We start from the raw sequence: 2813 nt of genomic DNA, 5'->3' as shown, positions 1-2813 counted from the left end.
ATTGACCATCGTAGACTTTTGGGCGAGCTGGTGTCAGCCTTGTATTATGATGGCACCAGAGTTCAAAACTGCGGCTGGTCAACTGCCGCATGTGGTCTTTGCTAAAATACAAACCGATAAATATGAGCAAGCAGCGGCACCTTATAATATTCGTAGCTTACCGACGATGGTTGCTTTTAAAAACGGTAAGGAAGTCGCGCGTCAGTCAGGAGCGCTACCAAGCCATCAAATCGTACAATGGGTACAAAGCTTGAAGTAGTTATGATTGAGGTACATGCTCTTTAATAAGTCTAACTTTATTGCATCCAACAAAAAGCCAATACGTTTATCGCATATTGGCTTTTCTTATTCCGTTTGATCGATTAAAGCAGTTTTAGCTTATTCACCATAAATCTTTACGCCAGCAGCAAAGCTACAGCGTTTGATACGCGCCGATTGAATAATTGCATCAAGTTCGCCGTACAGGCGTGATAGCTTGGCATCGCGAGCTTTGGTATTGCTACTTTGACCAACGCCAAAGCTGATGTTAGGGGAGATACCCCAACGTCCTGCAGATACACCAACACCAACGCCTGTCGATGATAAGGTTGATTGCTCATTACGAGTAGCGTTGACATAGTTAGTGACCCGGACATACTCTTGGTTCAATGCTTGACAGTCATAGCTCTGATAGGTGCTTGGCGGAATATACTGCGGCGTAATCTTACCCGTAGAAGCACAGCCTGAGAGAGCAAAAATGCCAGCAGTTGCCAGTAATGCAGTTACAGTAAAAGTTTTCATAGCGGCTCCAGTAAGCTAAGATTACGTTTTTATTCATTTAAGATAGCAAAAACAATCTGATTAAGATATTGAAAATAGATAGAATATTTTGTCATTTCAATCGAAAAAGTTACGCTCAATGAATAACTCTTTGCTATTTAGACCTAGCTATAATTTCACAACTCATCAAAACAAGTTACCCGGTTTGGTAAAGGCAAGTATCACAATACCTACATATGCCGCCCCAGCAATCAGAATACCAGTTTTTCTTTGACTCGGTGTTGCATTGTTATTAAAGGCTTTGATACTAGCGCTGATAGCAGCAACGAGTAAGATAATTTTGGCGAACACCCACTGCACAGGTGCATTGGCACTCATCAATTGCATCAGCATCCCAGCGCCTGACAGAATGATAACGGCGTAGATAATATGCGACGATATCTTGACCACGCGCGGTGCTTGTTTATCTGAGCTTAATACCAGATAGCTTTGATATAAAAACAGCACAATTAAAAGTACAGCCACGAGCATATGTAAGTGTTTCATTGAGTATATTTTCCTTTAAAATTGCATTTTGTTATCGACAGCGTCTGATTATTTATTTTGAAAAACAAGTATCATCTAGTCTTTATTTTGCCCTGCACATAACGGGCTGTCAGGGTTTTGACCCTGCCACTCAGTCGGTGTATAGGCATGAATCGCCAATGCATGGATTTGACCGCCTTTTGAAGTCAATAATGCATCCGCCAAATGATAAACCATTTGGTGGCGGGCAACCAAACGCTTGCCTGTGAAAGCTTCGCTGACCATGATAAGTTTAAAATGACTCTCTTTACCGTCAAAGTAACCGGCATGATTCATTGATTCATTAACCAGTTGTATATGCAGTGGTTGCAATGCTTGCAGCTGCTGACTAAGTGCATCGGCAGTAGGGGTGATATTGGTGGTAGATGTAATGGTAGTCATAACAATCCTTTATTCTATTGAGCTTTATTATCGTTAGATAATGTATTGTCATCATTATAGCAGACGCCGATATCGAGTCTGCATGGTATTAATGGGATACATTCTATGAGTGACAGGTATAAAAAAGCAGAGCGCCACATGATGATATGGGCTCTGCTTGTCATGATTTATGAGTATCTATTTCAAAAATTCTGCCTAAAAAACACTATTAACGACGTGCTCTTTGATAGAGCGGCATTACTTTTGGCATCAATGACTGCAACTCAGCGATACGATTGCTACTAGATGGGTGAGTGCTTAAGAATTGTGGTGGCTCGCCTTGGCTGGCTCGCTGCATTTTTTGCCACAAGGTAATAGCGGCTTGTGGGTTGTAGCCTGCACGCGCCATTAGCTCAAGACCGATTTGATCCGCCTCAGCTTCTTGGGTGCGACTATGCGGACGGCTTAGGCCTAAGTCTCCGGCAACGTTTGCAATCTGAGCTTGTCCTTGTGATAGACCAAAAATACTGGCTGCGACACCGATACCAGTTTGAGTTGCATATTGACGCGATAGGCGCTCACGTGAATGCTCACGTAAGGCATGAGACATCTCATGACCCATAATCGCCGCGATTTCATCATCACTTAAGTTCAGACGATCGATAATGCCTGTGTAAAACATGATTTTGCCACCCGGCAACACAAAAGCATTCAAGTCGTTAGATTTAATCGTATGTACTTCCCATGGCCATTTTGCCGCATCAGGGCGATAGACGCCAACTTGACCGACCAAACGGTTAGAGATATTCTTCAAGCGATTTAGCTGAGCAGTGTTGGTATCAAGCAAACGTTTAGCTCGTGCTTCTTGTATCGTTTTATTATAACTCTGAGCTGAGAGTTGCAATACTTGCTCGCTTGAAACCAATAACAGCTGCTGACGATCAACGCCAACTGCACCTGTGCTGGTCGTGCTAGTACAACCTGTTAAAGTTAATGCCGACAATGAAGCTACCATGACAGTTGTGGTAAGTAGTTTTTTCATAATAAACGTCCTCGCTATAAATGGGGATATAAAGTTAAATAAACGCAATATTGATACAGTAGAGATA

Annotated in this window: 5 protein-coding genes; 1 reads left to right on the top strand and 4 read right to left on the bottom strand. The window is 42.4% G+C overall.

Annotated elements, in window-relative coordinates; genetic code table 11:
• Positions 1-259, top strand: a 259-nt coding sequence (locus tag VLN09_RS07450; protein ID WP_325245168.1) for a thioredoxin family protein, incomplete at its 5' end; no start/stop codon positions are given.
• Positions 260-378: 119 nt separating this feature from the next.
• On the opposite strand, the gene VLN09_RS07445 is transcribed toward VLN09_RS07450, so the two are convergent.
• The 4 genes from VLN09_RS07445 to VLN09_RS07430 all read right to left on the bottom strand — a co-directional run bounded on the left by VLN09_RS07445 (position 379) and on the right by VLN09_RS07430 (position 2746).
• The gene (locus tag VLN09_RS07445; protein ID WP_325245166.1) at positions 379-780 is read right to left on the bottom strand and encodes a hypothetical protein; all 402 of its coding nucleotides are present in this window, start codon (positions 778-780) and stop codon (positions 379-381) included.
• 165 nt (positions 781-945) lie between these two features.
• A complete protein-coding gene (locus VLN09_RS07440) occupies positions 946-1305 on the bottom strand; it encodes a SirB2 family protein (RefSeq protein WP_325245164.1) in 360 nt (119 codons plus the stop codon).
• A 75-nt stretch (positions 1306-1380) separates the two neighbouring features.
• A complete protein-coding gene (locus VLN09_RS07435) occupies positions 1381-1725 on the bottom strand; it encodes a BolA family protein (RefSeq protein ID WP_325245162.1) in 345 nt (114 codons plus the stop codon).
• A 208-nt stretch (positions 1726-1933) separates the two neighbouring features.
• Entirely contained in the window at positions 1934-2746 is an 813-nt protein-coding gene (locus VLN09_RS07430) for a M48 family metallopeptidase (protein ID WP_325245160.1), read from the bottom strand.
• Positions 2747-2813: the final 67 nt, after the last annotated feature.

Source organism: Psychrobacter sp. (genome assembly GCF_035469765.1).
In the GTDB taxonomy this organism is placed as follows: Bacteria; Pseudomonadota; Gammaproteobacteria; order Pseudomonadales; family Moraxellaceae; genus Psychrobacter.
Note: the sequence above shows the minus strand (reverse complement) of the source record. Positions and strands in the feature narration are given on the sequence as shown.

Coding starts and splice junctions, on each gene's coding strand:
- VLN09_RS07445 (WP_325245166.1), bottom strand. CDS start 780: ATGAAAACTTTTACTGTAACTGCATTACTGGCAACTGCTGGCATTTTT.
- VLN09_RS07440 (WP_325245164.1), bottom strand. CDS start 1,305: ATGAAACACTTACATATGCTCGTGGCTGTACTTTTAATTGTGCTGTTT.
- VLN09_RS07435 (WP_325245162.1), bottom strand. CDS start 1,725: ATGACTACCATTACATCTACCACCAATATCACCCCTACTGCCGATGCA.
- VLN09_RS07430 (WP_325245160.1), bottom strand. CDS start 2,746: ATGAAAAAACTACTTACCACAACTGTCATGGTAGCTTCATTGTCGGCA.